This is a genomic window from Pseudomonas sp. 65/3-MNA-CIBAN-0223, assembly GCF_040310425.1.
Classification (GTDB): domain Bacteria; phylum Pseudomonadota; class Gammaproteobacteria; order Pseudomonadales; family Pseudomonadaceae; genus Aquipseudomonas; species Aquipseudomonas gregormendelii.
This window is the reverse complement of record NZ_JBEOPV010000007.1, coordinates 41,891-58,811: the sequence shown is the minus strand read 5'-3', so window position 1 is coordinate 58,811 and position 16,921 is coordinate 41,891. Positions and strand designations below refer to the sequence as shown.

The window sequence follows — 16,921 nt, the reverse complement described above, 5'->3', positions numbered from 1 at the left end:
TTCCTGTGGGAGCGGGCTTGCCCGCGAAGAGGCTGGTCATGTCTGTGAAGATTTCAAGCGGTGCTTGCATCTTCCCAACCTGCGCAGCATAAATTGCTCCATGACTCTGCCAATTCCCCCGGACGCTGCCCTGGCGGGCTTCCACCCTGCGGTCAGTGCCTGGTTCCGTAATACGTTCGCGACGGTGACTGCCGCCCAGGCCCGGGCGTGGCCGCTGATTCGCCAGCGCCGTTCGACCTTGATCGCGGCGCCCACCGGCTCGGGTAAGACCCTCACCGCTTTTCTGGCGGTGATCGATGACCTGGTGCATCGAGGGTTGGAGACCCCAGGCGGTTTGCCTGACGAAACTCTGGTGGTCTACGTTTCGCCGCTCAAGGCGCTGTCCAACGATATCCGGATCAACCTGCAAAACCCGCTGGCCGGTATCACCGAACAGCTGCAGCTCATGGGGCTGCCGGCCTTGCAGATCACCACTGCCGTACGCACCGGCGATACTGCGCAAAAAGACCGTGCGGCAATGCGCAGGACCCCGCCGCATATTCTGGTCACCACCCCGGAATCGCTTTATGTGCTGCTGGGTTCAGACTCGGGCCGGCAGATGCTGGGCTCCACGCGTACAGTGATCGTCGATGAAATTCACGCCATCGCCGCCAGCAAGCGCGGCAGCCACCTGGCCCTAAGCCTTGAGCGTCTGCAGGCCCTGTGTAGCGAGCCGCTGACGCGTATCGGCCTGTCGGCCACGCAAAAACCCATCGAAGCGGTGTCACGCTACCTGGCAGGGCGTGATCGCACCTGTGAAATCATCGACATCGGCCATGCCCGTCCGCGGGACCTGGGCATCGAAGTGCCGCCAGTGCCGTTGTCGGCTGTGATGGCCAACGACGTCTGGCAACTGGTCTATGACCGCCTCGCCGCCCTCGCCCGCGAGCACCGCACCACCTTGATCTTCGTCAACACCCGGCGCCTGGCCGAACGCCTAAGCCGCCACTTGAGCGAACGCCTGGGCAAGGATGCGGTAGCTGCGCACCATGGCAGCCTGGCCAAGGAGTTTCGCCTGGATGCCGAGCAACGGCTCAAGCGCGGCGAGCTGCAAGTGCTAATCGCCACCGCTTCTCTGGAATTGGGGATTGATATCGGCGACGTCGACCTGGTCTGCCAGATTGCCTCGCCGCGTTCGATCGCCGGTTTTCTGCAACGGGTTGGCCGCTCCGGGCACCAGGTCGGCGGCACACCCAAGGGTCGCCTGTTCGCCACCACCCGCGATGACCTGATCGAATGCACCGCCCTGCTCGACTGTGTACGCCGGGGTGAACTCGATACCCTGCACATTCCCAAGGCGCCGCTGGATGTGCTGGCGCAGCAGATCATCGCCGAGGTCAGTTGCCGGGAATGGCAGGAACAGGCACTGCTGGACCTGTTCCGCCAAGCGTCGCCCTACGCCGAACTCGACGAAAAGCATTACCAGGAATTGCTGCAGATGCTCGCCGAAGGCTACAACTCAAGCCAGGGCATGCGCAGCGCCTACCTGCACCGCGACGCTCTGACCCGCACATTACGCGGTCGCCGAGGCAGCAAGCTGACGGCGGTCACCAGCGGCGGGACGATTCCGGACAATGCCGACTACAGCGTGTTGCTCGAACCCCAGGCGCTGAACATCGGCAGCGTCAACGAAGACTTCGCGGTCGAGAGCATCGCCGGCGACGTCTTCCAATTGGGCAATACGTCCTATCGAATCCTGCGGGTCGAGGCCGGCAAGGTCCGGGTTGAAGATGCCCAGGGCCAGCCGCCGACCATCCCGTTCTGGCTCGGCGAGGCCCCGGGGCGCAGTGCCGAATTGTCATTCGCGGTGGCTCGCTTGCAAGCCCGACTCGACGACCTGCTGGGTTCCACACCCGGCAACCTGCAACCGGCCCTGAACTGGCTGACCGACACCCTTGGCCTGAACCTCGCCAGCGCCGAACAGCTGGTGGACTACCTGGCCCGCGCACGCCTGGCCCTGGGCGCGCTGCCGTCCCAGGACACGCTGCTGATGGAGCGGTTCTTCGACGAGTCCGGCGGCACCCAGCTGATCATTCACACCCCCTTTGGCAGTCGGATCAATCGTGCCTGGGGCATGGCACTGCGCAAGCGGTTCTGCCGTACGTTCAACTTCGAGTTGCAGGCCGCCGCCAGCGAGGACGCCATCGTCCTTTCTCTATCCAGCAGCCACAGTTTCGAACTCGATGAAGTCTGGCGCTACCTGCACAGCAACAGCGCCGAGCACCTGCTGATTCAAGCCGTTCTCGAGGCGCCGCTGTTTGGCGTGCGCTGGCGCTGGAATGCCGGAGTCGCGCTGGCATTGCCGCGCTACACCGGCGGGCGCAAGGTCGCGCCACAGATCCAGCGCATGAAAAGCGAAGACCTGATCGCCAGCGTGTTTCCCGACCAGATTGCCTGCGTGGAAAATCTCGCCGGTGAGCGTGAAGTGCCCGAACACCCGCTGGTGGAGCAGACCCTCGACGACTGCCTGCATGAGGCCATGGACAGCGAAGGCTGGCTGAACCTGTTGCGGCGCATGGAGCGTGGCGAGGTGCGCCTGATCAGCCGCGACCTGCCAGCGCCCTCGCCCTTGGCGGCGGAAATCCTCAGTGCGCGGCCCTACAGTTTTCTCGACGATGCGCCGCTGGAAGAGCGCCGCACCCAGGCGGTGCTCAATCGTCGCTGGACCGAGGCGCAATCCACCGACGATCTTGGCGCCCTCGACGCCGACGCGATTCAAGCCGTGCGTGAGCAAGCCTGGCCGGCGCCCACCCGCATCGATGAGATGCATGAGGCGCTGATGAGTCTTGCCTGTATCACTGAAGAGGAAGCTCAGGCCAACCCGCAGTGGTCAGAATGGTTGAATGCACTGGCCGAAGGCGGCCGGGCCAGCCGGATCGGCGATTCGCTGTGGTTCGCGCTGGAGCGCCTGACCTGTGTGCAGGCGATTTATCCACAGGCGTCCGTGCAGCCGCCGATGGTCGCATTGCCCGGGTTCGATGAAGCCTGGGACCGCGATGACGCCGTGCTGGAAGTGGTGCGGGCACGCCTGGGCGCGTTTGGCCCGCTGCCCTTGTCGGCGATTGCCGGCCCCCTCGGCCTGCCCGCCACTGAGGTCACCGGGGCGCTGGCGCACCTTGAGCGGGAAGGCTATGTTCTGCGCGGGCATTTTTCCAGCGGCGCCTGCGAGGAAGAATGGTGCGAACGCCATCTTCTGGCGCGAATCCATCGCTACACGGTCAAGCGTCTGCGCCGGGAAATCGAGCCGGTGGCTTTGCAGGATTTCATGCGGTTCCTGTTTGACTGGCAACACCTGTCCCCCGCCGCTCAAGGCCAGGGCAGCGCCGTGTTGTCCGCGATTGTCGGTCAGTTTGAAGGCTACCCCGCCGCAGCTTCCGCCTGGGACAGTGACCTGCTGCCGGCACGCATCAAGGGCTATTCGCCGAGTTGGCTGGATGATCTGTGTCGCAGTGGCAAGTGGGTGTGGACGCGCCTGACAACACGCGGCAAGGGCGCCAGCACGGCGTTGCGCAGCACGCCGATCCTGTTGTTGCCGCGCACCCGCGTCGGGTTGTGGAGCAGCCTCGCAGAGCAGACGCCGATAGCGCAACTGTCGCCCAAGGCGCGCAAGGTCCACGACGCCCTCAGCCAACACGGCGCGTTGTTTTTTGATGAGCTGATTCATGAGGCCCATCTTCTGCGCGCCGAGCTGGAAATCGCCCTGCAGGAATTGGTGGGCGCAGGCTTGGTGAACGCCGACAGCTTTGCCGGCCTGCGGGCGCTAATCGCTCCGGCCAGCAGACGCCAGGCTCGAAGCAGCCGGCGCGGGCGCGGGGCTTTTATTGGCGGGATGGATGATGCCGGGCGCTGGGCGTTGCTGAAGCGAGGGTTAGCCGCACCGGTTGTGGATAACAAACGTCCGGCGCCGACACCCGTCGACACCCTGGAACACATTGCCATGACGCTGCTTCGACGCTACGGCGTGGTGTTCTGGCGCTTGCTGGAACGAGAGGCAGACTGGTTGCCAAGCTGGCGTGAGTTGCTGCGTACTTTTCATCGACTGGAGGCTCGCGGGGAGATTCGCGGTGGACGGTTCGTCAGCGGATTGGCCGGGGAACAGTTCGCCCTGCCCGAGGCCATACCCTTGTTGCGCGAGGTACGCCGACGGCCGCATGACGGTAGCCTGGTGGCGGTGTGCGGGGTTGACCCGCTGAACCTCGCCGGCACCCTGTTACCCGGTGCGAAGGTGCCGGCACTGGCGAGCAATCGGCTGGTGTATCGCGACGGAGTACCAGCTGCCGCGGTGATTGCGGGCAAACAGCAGATCTGGCTGGAGCTGGATTCCCAGGCGGGTGCTGAGGTACGGAGCAGGTTGATCCAGCATTGAGGCTGGCTGCGCTGACCCCTTCGCGGGCAAGCCCGCTCCCACAGTGGACCGTGTTGATACGAGATTTTCTGATCAATACAAACCCCCTGTGGGAGCGGGCTTGCCCGCGAAGGGGCCAGCAGCCCTCATACAAATCACTGACTACGCGGCGGATCCGGCAGCAAAACAGCCCCATGCTGTGGAGCCTGCCCATCCTCCAGAACTTCGTCACCCTGCCGCTTGGGCAACAAAACCTGCTGTGGATAAGTCTGCGCGAAATGCACCCAAGGGCTGTTATCCACAAGCTTTTTCAAGCGTTGGTTGAACGCCCGGCTCACCGCATATTGCCCACCCGATACCGTGCGGAACTGTGCGGTCAGCACCACGCCATTGAGGTCCATCTTGTCGACACCAAACACGTCAAGCGGCCCCTGCAGGTTGTACTTGAGGAACGCATCTTCGCGGATCGACTCCCCGGCCTCGCGGATCAGCTCGATGGCCTTATCAACATCGGTGTCATACGTGAACTGCACCGAGAAAAACGCATAGGCGAACTGCCGAGATTGATTGGTAACCGCCTTGATCTGGCCGAACGGCACCGAGTGCACGAAGCCTTTGCCATCGCGCAGGCGCAAGGTGCGAATGGTCAGGCCCTCGACAGTGCCGGCGTGGCCCGAGTCGAGCACCACCCAGTCGCCGATCGATAGCGTGTCTTCGATAATAATGAACAGGCCGGTGATCACGTCTTGCACCAGCTGCTGGGAGCCGAAACCGATCGCCAGACCGACCACCCCGGCACCGGCAAGCAGTGGCGCCACGTTGATCCCCAGGTTGGCCATGGTGGTAATCGCGCAGATCACCACCAGGATGATCTTCATCGCATTGCGCAGCAGCGGCAGGATGGTTTTCACCCGGGTGCTGGGCTGACGCGCCGATGAGCGCTTGTTGACGGGCGGCTTCAGGGCCTCCTGAATGGCCGTGTCGAGCACCACCCAGAACAGCCAGGTCACCAGGAAGATCAGGCCGATGCGGCTCAGCGAGTCGCTGATCGCCCGCCCGATCGAGTTGCGTTCGGCAAATTCGAACAGCGAAACTCCCCAGATCCGGCCCAGAATCTCGATAAAAGCCACTGCCATCACAATCCGCACCAGTGCGTGCAGCAGGCTGAGAAAACGCTCCTTGTAAGCGCTGCTGCGCTGCAGCGCCTCGGCTTTTCGCGACTTGAACAGGTGCTGGAATACCGTGCTGAGAAATACCGTGGCGATCAGCAGGATGGTGGTGAACAACGCACAGCGCAGGGCTTTCTGATTATCCTCCCCCACCCCGATCAAATTGATCGCTGACACCATGACCATCAGCAGGATCGGCCAGTACCAGAGTCCGGAGAAAATTCGCAGGGACTCCTGCAGCGATGGCTGCTTGAGCCGTTGCGCCAGGGGTCGGTTGCGAATCAGGTGAGCCACCGGACGACGCAGGCGGATCACCAGCAAGCCAAAGATGATCGACGCAAACAGCCCGGTGAACACCGCGATGCTGCTGGTGATATTGCCGCCCAGTTGCCGGGCGATCTGCGGGCTGGTCAGTGCGTCACTCAGCGCGGCGAGGAAGCCGATCAGGAATAGAGGCTTGGGACAGTAGTCGCGGATGATCTGCACCGCCGCACGCTTGTGCCCGGTGTTGAACATGACGATCACACACAGCAGCATCGAAGTGGAAAATATCCCGCTGCTGGTGGCGTAGGCAAAGCACAGCGCCAACGCCCGGCCTACCGAGGCTGGCAGGAAATGGCTGATGGACAGCGTCAGCGGCAGACACATAATCGCGGGCAATGTGTAGGGCAATACGTAGCTGAGCAGGTCCTGACTGCGCTGGCGGGTACCCAGCCAGCGACCCTGGTTCAGCCGCTTGGCCAGCAGGCCACCGAGCACCGTGAGCAAGGCAAAGGCGCCCAGCCAGACCCCGGACAACAACAGGAAGTCACCCACGATGCTCATGGGCGAGCGCGCCGAGGGCTGGTTGACCAGCTTGTCGACTTCGTCCGCTGCCCGATCAGCTCGCAAACGCCAGGCGTCCACCAGGTCTTCGTTGAGGTCGAGTTTGTCCTGCACGTTATCGATGCTGGAACTGATGGCACCGAGCAAACCGCCCTGCACCAGCGGCTCCGGCGTGGCCGGCTCTTCGGCAGCGGCTGGAAGGCCCGGCAACGCGGCGGCTTGTAATGCGTTGCTGGCAAAAATCAGCAACGCCCCCAGTAGTATCGCGGTCCTGAACTTGAGCAAAACGCGGAGCTCCTCGAAAACGCATCTGTGAGGAACTGATCGACAAATCCCGTGCAAGTTCGGTTTTGGCCGCGAGATAGCGGCAGCAGTGCCCCATCAATAACTGGCAAAACCCTCTCCTCGCCGCTTATCCACGGGAGATACCGTCCGTAGCCCGCTCGAAACTTTCTCTATCGCCCCGCAGTCAGCAATGGAACGGGGTAAACCGAGGACCACAAGACGGGAGGCGACATGGCGGGGATTCATATTGGTATTTCAGGCTGGCGCTACTTGCCCTGGAGGGGGGATTTCTACCCAAAGGGGTTGACCCAGAAACGCGAATTGCAGTTCGCGTCGAGGGCGGTCAACAGCATCGAAATCAATGGATCGTTCTACGCGTTGCAACGTCCGCAGCGGTATGCCGAGTGGTACGCCCAAACCCCGGCGGATTTCGTCTTCAGCGTCAAAGCCCCACGGTTCATCACCCACGTCAAACGCTTGCGCGACGTGCATAAGCCCCTGGCCAATTTCTTCGCCTCCGGGGTGCTGGAACTCAAGGAAAAGCTGGGGCCGGTCCTCTGGCAATTCCCGCCCAACTTCAAATTCAATGCCGAATTGTTCGAAAGCTTTCTCGAACAGCTCCCCCACAACACCCAGCAGGCCGCCGCCCTCGCCCGCCAGCACGATTCCCATGTACCGGGGCATGCCAGTATCAAGGCCTACAGGAAACGACCGCTGCGCCATGCCGTGGAAATCCGTAACGATAGTTTCGTCGACCCGGCGTTCGTGCGCTTGCTCAAGCGCTACAACGTGGCACTGGTGATCGCCGACACGGCGGGAAAATGGCCCTATCGCGAAGACATCACCAGCAATTTTGTCTACTTGCGCCTGCACGGGGCCGAAGAAATGTATGCCAGCGGCTACACGGCCCAGGCGCTGAAACGCTGGGGCGACCGGATCGATGCCTGGAACCATGGGCAGCAACCTGCGGATCCACAGCTGATCGCTCCGCGGCTCAAACCCCAGCCGCGCAAGTCCCGCGAAGTGTTCTGCTATTTCGATAACGACATCAAGGTTCGCGCGCCGTTTGATGCGCGTAGGCTGCTGGAGCGCTTCCATCTTGCAGACAGTCTGGCCACTACCCCCGGCGAGCCCGCAGCCGAAGGAGTGCTGTCATGAGCATGTCTGAACAGCCCGAGGCACCAGAACAATTGCAACCCCTCGCGGCCGTGCGGCGTTTCACCGTGCTGACGGTGAACACTCACAAGGGTTTCACCGCGCTCAACCGGCGTTTCATCCTGCCCGAGTTACGCGAAGCGGTGCGCGCCGTGTCCGCCGACGTGGTGTTTTTGCAGGAAGTCCACGGCACCCACGAGCAACATCCCCAGCGCTACGACAACTGGCCGACGATGCCGCAGTACGAATTCCTCGCCGACAGCCTGTGGCCACAATTTGCCTATGGCCGCAACGCGGTCTACCCCGAGGGCGATCACGGTAATGCGCTGCTGTCGAAATTCCAGATCATCCGCCATGACAATCTCGACGTGTCCATCAGCGGCCATGAAAACCGCGGAATTTTGCACTGCGTGCTACGCCTGCCGGGCGACGGTCCGGAGGTGCATGCGATCTGCGTCCACCTGGGCCTGCACGAGTCCCACCGCAACGAACAACTGGGCCTGCTGGCCCGGCGTCTGGAAGAGCTGCCCAAGGATGCGCCGGTGATAGTCGCCGGCGATTTCAATGACTGGCGCCAGCGCGCCGATGCGCTGCTCAAGCCGTGCGGTTTGCGCGAAGTGTTCGCCGAGCATCATGGCAAACCCGCGCGCAGCTTTCCGGCTCGCTTGCCGGTCCTGCGCCTGGACCGCATTTATGTCCGCAACCTCAAGGCCAGCCGCCCGCAGGTATTGGCTGCACGGCCCTGGTCCCATCTTTCCGACCACGCACCGCTATCGGTGGAGATCGAGCTATGAGTATCCCGTCGATGGATAAAACCACCCTGGACAGCGTTTCCGTCCCCCCGGTGCGCGAGCCTGCAGCCGTTGATGTCGAGTACGGCTGGCAAGGCAATAATCGTGTGGAACTGCTGGAAAACGGTGAGGAATATTTCCCCAGGGTGTTCGAGGCGATGCGCCAGGCCAAGACGGAAATCCTCCTGGAAACGTTCATCGTCTTTGAAGACAAGGTCGGTAACGAATTGCAGGAAGTGCTGGTCGACGCCGCCAGACGCGGGGTGCGCGTCACTGCCAGCCTCGATGGTTTTGGCTGCGGCGAACTCAGCACGGGCTATCTCACGGCGCTGAGCGAAGCCGGTGTGCACCTGCAGATATTCGACCCGGCCCCCAAGCGCCTTGGCGTACGCACCAACTGGTTCCGCCGGTTGCACCGCAAGATTGTGGTGGTGGACGGCACGATTGCATTTATCGGCGGCATCAACTTTTCCGGCGATCACCTGCTCGATTTCGGCCCTGAGGCCAAGCAGGATTATTCCGTGGAGATCCAGGGGCCGGCAGTGGCGGATATCCATCACTTTGCCCTGCTGCAAAGTGGTCGCCCTGGCCGCGCCAAGTACTGGTGGCAGCGTCGTCGGCAGCGGCGCTCGGAACTGGCGTTCACCGACCACGATGGCCAGGTGCGCCTGGTGTATCGCGATAACGGTGACCATCGCACCGATATTGAAGAGGTCTATCGGCAGGTGCTGCGCAGTGCCCAGCGCCGGGTGGTGATCGCCAACGCCTATTTCTTCCCGGGCTATCGCCTGCTGCGCGAGATCCGCAATGCGGCCCGCCGGGGCGTGGAAGTCAAACTGATCCTGCAAGGCCAGCCGGACATGCTGGTCGCCAAGCTGGCTGCACGCATGACGTACGACTACCTGCTCAAGTCCGGCGTGCAGATTCACGAGTACTGCCAACGCCCGCTGCACGGCAAAGTGGCGCTGGTGGATGAGGACTGGAGCACCGTTGGTTCGAGCAACCTGGACCCGCTGAGCCTGTCGATGAATCTTGAAGCCAATGTGCTGATTCGCGATCGCACCTTCAATCGCCAACTGTTCGAGCGCCTTGAAGACCTGAGCAACAATCACTGCAAGGCCATGTCCGTAGAGAAATCTCCACGCGGGCGGATTTGGCACATGACCGTGGGCTTTCTGGTGTTCCACTTTCTGCGCCACTTCCCTGCATGGGCCGGTTGGTTACCGGCCCATAAGCCGCGCCTGAAACTGTTTACCCATTCGACCGGGAGTGATCGCCATGAGCAGCGCTGAAACACAGTCGGCGCCGCACGCCGAGAGCCCGGGAAAATCCCGCTGGAGTCGCTGGAAACGGCCACTGACGATGCTGTTTTTCCTGGCGCTGATCGTGCTGTTCACGATGCTCGCCCGCCGCATCGAATGGAATGAAGTGTTCGACACCCTGGCGGACTTCAAAGTACGCACTTTGATCATTGCTTCAGGGCTGACGCTGGTGAGCTTTCTGGTATACGCCTGTTTCGACTTGATTGGTCGCACCTACATACGCCAGGACCTGACCTGGAAACAGATCCTTCCGGTGGGCATCATCAGCTATGCGTTTAACCTCAATCTCAGCGCCTGGGTCGGCGGCATCGCCATGCGCTATCGCCTGTATTCGCGCCTGGGCGTGAGCAAGGCGAACATCGCCAAGATCCTCGGCCTCAGCCTGGCGACCAACTGGTTCGGCTATATGGTGATTGCCGGTGCGGTGTTCAGCAGTGGACTGGTGCGCATGCCGCCGGGCTGGAAGCTGAGCAGCACGGCCCTGCAGGGCGTCGGGGTGCTGCTGTTGCTGGTGAGCGCAGGGTATCTGGCGGCGTGTCAGTTTTCCAAACGTCGCGAGTGGTCGATTCGCGGGGTGGAAATCAATCTACCGTCGCTGCGCATGGCGGTCCTGCAACTGGCGTTGGGCGCGTTGAACTGGTCGCTGATGGCAGCCGTGATTTTTACCTTGCTCCCCAGCAAGCTGGATTATCCACTGGTGCTGGGTGTACTGCTGATCAGCGCCATCGCCGGGGTGATTACCCACATACCTGCCGGTCTTGGGGTGCTGGAGGCGGTGTTTGTCGCGCTGCTGCAGCATGAAGCCTCGCGCGGCAGCCTGGTGGCGGGGTTGCTGGCGTATCGGGCGATCTACTTTATTTTGCCGCTGCTGATTACGCTGGTGATGTACCTGGTGGTGGAAGCCAAGGCCAAGTCGCTGCGGATAGCCAAGAAGCCGGGTTGAGCCATTTGGTGAAACAGATGACGCCATCGCGAGCCTGCTCGCGATGGTTTCAAGAACGCCACACCTCTCACTTCGATTGAATGATACTCAGCCGTTCGCCCACCACCATCTCGGTAATCCAGTCCACCAGGATCGAGGTGTACGCCTGCTGCGACACCGGCTCGCTCAAGGCATGGTCCGCACCATCGATGATCCGATGGGTCAGCGAGTGAGTCTGCTGGCACGCCGCGCGGTAACTCATGATGGTCGCATGAGGGACAAAATCATCAGTCTCCGACTCCACCAGCAAGACATCCCCGGTGAACTGTGAACACGCGTGCAGCGCGCGATTACTGTCGGCGCGGATCAGCGTGCTGCGATAGTCACGTAAATCAGTCTTGTCCAGCTCGCGCTTGGGCGTGTGCCACTGCTCATCGCGATACAGCGCCGGCACTCGCAAGGCCAACCAGTGCACTGGGCGCAATGACGTCAGGATCGACGCCAGGTAACCACCGTAACTGGTGCCGACCACCGCAATCGCCGAAGTATCCAGGGCCGGATGGGCCAGCAGCCGGTCGTAGGCGGCCAGCAAGTCGCGCAAATTGTCCTCACGGGTGACCCGGGTCAGGGGAATGCCAGTGCCGCCGGTGTGCCCCCGCAAATCAAAGGTCAGGCACACGCAACCCAACCCGGCAATGCCCATGGCCCGTTCCAGGTCGCGCTCCTGGCTACCGCCCCAGCCGTGCACAAACAGCACGCCTGGCACTTTCGACTTGGGGCTCAGGAAAGTCCCGCTCATCTGTTCATCGTCGATGTCGATCTGAATGGTTTCGCTTCTAGCCGTCATAGGATTTGACCGTTACGTACTTGAGAAGAAAGTCACTGTTTTGCGCGGGTCCGCGGTACACCTCGATAGCGTCCGCCGGCAACGGCTGATCAACGTAGGTTTCCACCGACGACACCCGTATCGCGCGCATCGCCGGATCGTTGACGAAGGACTGCAGGGCCGCCACCTCAGCGCTGCTGGCGCCGCCCATGCGCCAGGACTGCTCCAGCACCCCGCTGCGCATCTGCCCTTCGCTGTCCAGGCCTTGGGCGATATCGTAATTGCGCCGCGAAGCGTAGAAACCGGGGTAGGCCTCGTCGGCGGCGCTATCGAACACCTGGGCCTGGCGAATCGCCAGCCGCACATCTTCTGCCAACGGCAACTCCAGCAGGTCTTCGTAGTAACCCCGGACGACCAGCAGGTTTGAACCGCCGTAGACCTGCTCGCCGTGAGCATCCTCGGTCAGGTACTGATCACCGCAGTAGCTGAGCACCTGGTCGCCGATGAAGCTCTGGCCGACGCTGTGGGTGATGACGTTTTGCAGATCCTGCTCCAGCACCACACCCTCGCTGAACAAGGACTGGGCATCGGGTCTGGCGAGAATGGTGTCGAATTGCTGGAGGGTTTTGACGACCTCCTGGCCACGACCGGCGCAGGCGTGCACCGGTTTTAACCGGATCGGGCCGCTTTGCAACAGGTGCTCCGCTGCGGGACGGGCGTCTTCCAGGGAAAAGACACTCAGACCGTCCAGCACCACGTTACGCACCCGCTCGGAAAACAACGGTGACCAGCCTTCAGGCGCATAGGCATCGCGACTGAATAAGCCATGGCTGATGGCCTTGGTGCAGATGAAATCGTGGTCGACATAGCCGCCCCACAAATCTTCCGGTCCCCTAACCCCCAGTTCCCGAGCGGCCGCCACGCCTACCAGCGTCTGGGTTGGCAATAGATACAGCTCGCGACCGCCGTGTACGCTCGCGTCGTAACTGCCACCAAACTTGAGCCCGAGAATCTGCGCCAGCCAACGAGCCAGCGCGCGGTTGGTCTCCACCTCATGCTGAGGTGCCTGGGCCCGCACGGAGTGCGCGACGACCAGTTTCTTGCGGTTTGTTGGGGTCATGCATCCCCCTTCAATCTGCGTTTGGTGGATGTCGCAGGTCAGGGCTTCTGATCAAGCCGGGTGCCACCTGCTGGATGCCGCCAGTGAATCTTGCGGTTAATCACTCCGACATTCCCCCGGTTCGAGCGTTCAACTCTGGCCAGCGCCGACGCCGAAGCGACTGCGGTAATCACTCGGCGCCAAGCCGGTAATTTTCCTGAACGTGGCCCGGAACGCACTCGGGTCTTGATACCCCACCGTCCAGGCAATGTGATCGATCGTGCCGTTGGTGAATTCAAGCATTTCCCGCGCCTTGCCGACTCGCAGATGCTGGCAGTACTCGGTCGGTTTGAGCCCGGTAGCGGCACGAAAACGACGCAGGAACGTGCGTTCTTCCAGGCCCGCGCGTTGCGCCATTACGCTCAGGGATACCTCGGTCGCGCCCGTGCTTTGCAGCCAATGCTGAACCTTGAGGATCGCCGCGTCGCCATGACTGAGAATAGGTGAGAAGTTGCTGCCGCACTCGCTGGCACTGTCGCTGTGCTCGACCACCAGAAAACGTGCGGTGCCGGTAGCGATGCTCGGCCCGAGCAGGCGGTCGACGAGCCGCAGGCCCAGCTCTGACCAGGCCATCAACCCGGCCGTGGTAATCAGGTCGCCATCATCGACAATCGGCGTGTCGGCCTTGAGCTTGATCGCAGGATAGCGCTCGGCGAAACCCTTGGCCGAGGTCCAGTGTGTGGTGGCGCTGCGGCCGTCGAGCAAACCGCTCTCGGCCAGCAGAATCGAACCCACGCAAACGCCACCCAGGGTCGCACCGCTGGCGTGTTGCTCACGCAACCAGTGGAACAACGACGGCGGGGCCTGGCCCTCGATAAAACCGGCTATCGACGGCGGGATCAAAATCGCCACCAGGGATTGTTCAGGTGCGGGATGGCTGTCGTATACCCGGGTCGGGGGCAGATCGCCGGTCACTTGCCAATGACTGACCCGCAACAGCGGCAGTTGTGCAGCCTGATGTTCGGCAGCAATGCGGTTGGCCACCCCGAACAGATCCGTCAAGCCATGTACCGCTGCCATCTGTGCGCCTGGATAGATCAGCACGCCCAGCTCGGCGACGGTCCTTTGCAGACTCATTGTCAGTTTTCCCCCTTCTATTGTCGGTGCGGCCAATCCTCGGAATGCCTGCCACACCCGATACTCCATTGCACACCCAAACACTTCAAGAGGAAACAGTCATGGCCAAGCAAGCACTCATCGTAGTCGATATCCAAAACGACTACTTTCCCCAGGGCAAGTGGCCGCTGGTCGGCGCCGACGCTGCTGCCGACAACGCCGTACGACTGCTCAAGGCCTTTCGCGATGCCGGTGACTCGGTGGTGCATATTCGCCATGAGTTCACTTCCGACGAAGCGCCCTTCTTCACTCCAGGCTCCGACGGCGCGAAATTGCACCCCAAGGTTCTGAACCGCGCCGATGAACCGGTGGTGCTCAAGCACTTTGTCAACTCGTTCCGTGAAACCGAGCTGCAGTCGATCCTCGACGAACAAGGTATCAAGGAACTGGTCGTGGTCGGCAGCATGAGCCACATGTGCATCGACGGTATTACCCGCGCCGCTGCCGACTTCGGCTACACCGTCACCGTGATTCACGACGCTTGCGCCTCACGCGACCTGGAATTCAACGGCGTCACAGTGCCCGCCGCCCAGGTTCACGCCGCCTTCATGTCGGCATTGGGCTTTGCCTACGCGAAGGTCATCTCGACTGAGGAATTCCTCGCAGCCAGCCGCTGACCTTGAAAAGGGCCAGGCCGAATCCTCCGGCTGGCCCTTGCTTTGCCGGCTAAAACAGCCCGACGGGGGAGACTTACCGTTGAAATGCCGGATAATGGCGGCCAAATCGACTAGCCCGCTATTCTGGTAACCCCCATGGAAATCAAGGTCAACTTTCTCGACAACCTTCGACTTGAAGCCAAGTTCGATGACTTCACGGTGGTGGCCGATCAACCTATCCGCTACAAGGGCGATGGCTCGGCACCGGGCCCGTTCGACTACTTCCTGGCTTCATCGGCGCTGTGCGCGGCATACTTCGTAAAGTTGTACTGCAGCACCCGCAATATCCCTACCGACAACATCCGGCTGTCACAGAACAACATTGTCGACCCGGAAAACCGTTACAACCAGATCTTCAAGATCCAGGTCGAACTGCCCGCCGACATTTCCGACAAAGACCGCCAGGGCATCCTGCGGTCCATCGACCGTTGCACCGTGAAAAAAGTGGTGCAGGCCGGCCCTGAGTTTGTGATCGAGGAAGTGGACAACCTCGACGCCGATGCCCAGGCGCTGCTGATGCCGGCTTCCAACGCCCAGGCAAGCACTTATATTGCCGGTAAGGACCTGCCGCTGGAGCAAACCATCGCCAACATGTCGGCCATTCTGGCGAAGCTTGGCATGAAAATCGAAATCGCCTCGTGGCGCAATATCGTGCCCAATGTGTGGTCGCTGCATATCCGCGATGCGCACTCGCCAATGTGCTTTACCAACGGCAAGGGTGCGACCAAGGAAGGCGCGCTGGCGTCGGCGCTGGGCGAGTTTATCGAGCGACTCAACTGCAACTTCTTCTACAACGATCAGTTCTGGGGCGAAGACATCGCCAACGCCGCGTTTGTGCACTACCCGGACGAGCGCTGGTTCAAGCCTGGCCGCAAAGACGCGCTGCCGACTGAAATTCTCGACGAATACTGCCTGAAGATTTACAACCGCGACGGCGAGCTGCGCGGCTCCCATCTGATCGATACCAACTCGGGCAATGAAGAACGTGGCATCTGCTCGCTGCCTTACGTGCGGCGTTCGGACGGTGAAGTGGTGTACTTCCCTTCCAACCTGATTGAGAACCTGTTCCTGAGCAACGGCATGAGTGCCGGCAACACCCTGGCCGAAGCCCAGGTGCAATGCCTGTCGGAGATCTTCGAGCGCGCGGTCAAACGCGAAATCATCGAAGGCGAATTTGCCTTGCCTGATGTGCCGGCCGACGTGCTGGCGAAGTACCCGGGTATCCTGGCCGGTATTCAGGCCCTGGAGGAGCAAGGGTTCCCCGTATTGGTCAAGGATGCGTCCCTGGGAGGTGAATTCCCGGTGATGTGCGTGACCCTGATGAACCCGCGCACCGGCGGCGTGTTCGCCTCGTTCGGCGCCCACCCAAGCCTGGAAGTGGCACTGGAACGCAGCCTGACCGAATTGCTCCAGGGTCGCAGCTTCGAAGGCCTCAACGACTTGCCCCAGCCGACTTTTGAAGGGCACGCGGTCACCGAGCCGAATAACTTCGTCGAACACTTCATCGACTCGAGCGGCGTGGTGTCGTGGCGCTTCTTCAGTTCCAAATCGGATTACGAATTCGTCGAGTGGGACTTCTCCGGCCAGGGCGAAAACTCGAATGCCGAAGAAGCCGAAACCTTGTTCGGCATTCTCGACGGCATGGGCAAGCAGGTGTACATGGCGGTCTACGAGCATATCGGCGCCAAGGCGTGCCGCATCCTGGTGCCGGACTACTCGGAAATCTATCCGGCGGACGACCTGATCTGGGACAACACCAACAAGGCGCTGTTCTTCCGCGCCGACATCCTCAACCTGCATCGCCTGGACGACGAGGAACTGCAGGCACTGGTTGAGCGCCTGGTGGAAAGTGAGCTGGACGACTACACCGACATCACTTCGTTGATCGGCATCGAATTTGATGACAACACCGCTTGGGGTCAGTTGACGATCCTGGAGTTGAAGCTGCTGATTTATCTCGCCCTGCAGCAATATGAAGAGGCGAAAGAGGCCGTGGAAATGTTCCTGCAGTACAACGACAACACCGTTGAACGTGGCCTGTTCTATCAGGCAGTCAACGTCGTGCTGGAAATGAAACTCGACGAAGACCTGGAACTGGAAGACTACGAGGCTAATTTCCGCCGGATGTTTGGCGACGAGCGAACGGATGCGGCGATTGGTTCGGTGGACGGCAGCGTGCGATTCCATGGCTTGACGCCGACCAGCATGAAGCTGGAGGGGCTGGACCGGCATCTGCGGCTGATCGACAGCTACAAGAAACTGCACTCGGCGCGGGCCAATGTGGCTGCTCTGTCCCGTTAACCTTTTAACG

Annotated in this window: 11 protein-coding genes; 7 read left to right on the top strand and 4 right to left on the bottom strand. The window is 61.4% G+C overall.

Annotated elements, in window-relative coordinates:
• Positions 1-100 precede the first annotated feature (100 nt).
• Complete coding sequence (locus AAEZ09_RS09845) at positions 101-4,405, top strand: DEAD/DEAH box helicase (protein ID WP_350599297.1); 4,305 nt, start codon at positions 101-103, stop codon at positions 4,403-4,405.
• A gap of 134 nt (positions 4,406-4,539) precedes the next feature.
• Here the strand turns inward: AAEZ09_RS09845 and AAEZ09_RS09840 are convergent, their stop codons facing one another.
• Positions 4,540-6,663, bottom strand: coding sequence for a mechanosensitive ion channel family protein (locus AAEZ09_RS09840; RefSeq protein WP_045057483.1), 2,124 nt, complete (start codon positions 6,661-6,663; stop codon positions 4,540-4,542).
• Between the two features lie 231 nt (positions 6,664-6,894).
• On the opposite strand from AAEZ09_RS09840, the gene AAEZ09_RS09835 reads away from it, so the two are divergent.
• From AAEZ09_RS09835 to AAEZ09_RS09820, 4 genes are read left to right on the top strand one after another with little or no spacing between them, the layout of a single operon-like run.
• Positions 6,895-7,821: a DUF72 domain-containing protein gene (locus AAEZ09_RS09835; protein ID WP_350599295.1), complete on the top strand. Its 927-nt coding sequence runs from the start codon at positions 6,895-6,897 to the stop codon at positions 7,819-7,821.
• On the top strand, positions 7,818-8,612 hold the full coding sequence (locus tag AAEZ09_RS09830) for an endonuclease/exonuclease/phosphatase family protein (protein ID WP_502947570.1): 795 nt from the start codon (positions 7,818-7,820) through the stop codon (positions 8,610-8,612). The genes AAEZ09_RS09835 and AAEZ09_RS09830 overlap by 4 nt, the downstream gene beginning before the upstream one ends.
• Complete coding sequence (gene clsB / locus AAEZ09_RS09825; protein ID WP_205892767.1) at positions 8,609-9,901, top strand: cardiolipin synthase ClsB; 1,293 nt, start codon at positions 8,609-8,611, stop codon at positions 9,899-9,901. The genes AAEZ09_RS09830 and clsB overlap by 4 nt, the downstream gene beginning before the upstream one ends.
• The gene (locus tag AAEZ09_RS09820; protein ID WP_045057479.1) at positions 9,888-10,874 is read left to right on the top strand and encodes a lysylphosphatidylglycerol synthase domain-containing protein; all 987 of its coding nucleotides are present in this window, start codon (positions 9,888-9,890) and stop codon (positions 10,872-10,874) included. Before clsB ends, AAEZ09_RS09820 begins: the two co-directional genes overlap by 14 nt.
• Positions 10,875-10,941: 67 nt before the next feature.
• Here the strand turns inward: AAEZ09_RS09820 and AAEZ09_RS09815 are convergent, their stop codons facing one another.
• From AAEZ09_RS09815 to AAEZ09_RS09805, 3 genes are all read right to left on the bottom strand, one after another.
• Positions 10,942-11,700 (bottom strand): alpha/beta hydrolase family protein, encoded by a 759-nt coding sequence (locus AAEZ09_RS09815; RefSeq protein WP_350599292.1) that lies wholly within the window; start codon positions 11,698-11,700, stop codon positions 10,942-10,944.
• Entirely contained in the window at positions 11,690-12,799 is a 1,110-nt protein-coding gene (locus AAEZ09_RS09810) for a DUF3182 family protein (protein WP_350599290.1), read from the bottom strand. The genes AAEZ09_RS09815 and AAEZ09_RS09810 overlap by 11 nt, the downstream gene beginning before the upstream one ends.
• Positions 12,800-12,928: 129 nt before the next feature.
• The gene (locus AAEZ09_RS09805) at positions 12,929-13,915 is read right to left on the bottom strand and encodes a GlxA family transcriptional regulator (RefSeq protein ID WP_350599288.1); all 987 of its coding nucleotides are present in this window, start codon (positions 13,913-13,915) and stop codon (positions 12,929-12,931) included.
• Positions 13,916-14,016: 101 nt separating this feature from the next.
• On the opposite strand from AAEZ09_RS09805, the gene AAEZ09_RS09800 reads away from it, so the two are divergent.
• Together AAEZ09_RS09800 and AAEZ09_RS09795 are read left to right on the top strand one after the other, a co-directional pair.
• A complete protein-coding gene (locus AAEZ09_RS09800; RefSeq protein WP_350599286.1) occupies positions 14,017-14,571 on the top strand; it encodes a cysteine hydrolase family protein in 555 nt (184 codons plus the stop codon).
• Positions 14,572-14,706: 135 nt separating this feature from the next.
• The gene (locus AAEZ09_RS09795; protein ID WP_350599284.1) at positions 14,707-16,911 is read left to right on the top strand and encodes an OsmC domain/YcaO domain-containing protein; all 2,205 of its coding nucleotides are present in this window, start codon (positions 14,707-14,709) and stop codon (positions 16,909-16,911) included.
• Positions 16,912-16,921 lie beyond the last annotated feature (10 nt).